General features: G+C 44.1%; 1 protein-coding gene. It reads left to right on the top strand.

Annotation, left to right across the window (positions count from 1 at the left end; all coding sequences use genetic code 11):
- Window positions 1-281: transposase (locus OS173_RS13310; RefSeq protein ID WP_267184766.1), on the top strand; the 281-nt coding region annotated here is incomplete at both ends.

Genomic DNA, 281 nt, shown 5'->3' with positions numbered 1-281 from the left:
TAAATCCAATCCCAAAGTATGCACTAACTGCCCGGTTAAATCACAATGTACCAAAAGTGCCAACAGCCAGAAAACAGTGACAAGACATGTATGGGAAGAATCCAAAGAGCGCATAAACCAACATCGGCTTAGTGCCGTAGACAAACAGATTTATAAGCGTAGGAAAGAAACGGTGGAACGCTCATTTGCCGATGCTAAAGAGCTTCATCAATATCGTTATGCACGCTATCGAGGCATCAACAAGGTCAAAGCACAGTGTCTGATGGTTGCTGCAGCTCAGA

Source organism: Marinicella gelatinilytica (genome assembly GCF_026410405.1).
Taxonomy (GTDB): domain Bacteria; phylum Pseudomonadota; class Gammaproteobacteria; order Xanthomonadales; family Marinicellaceae; genus Marinicella; species Marinicella gelatinilytica.
Note: the sequence above shows the minus strand (reverse complement) of the source record. Positions and strands in the feature narration are given on the sequence as shown.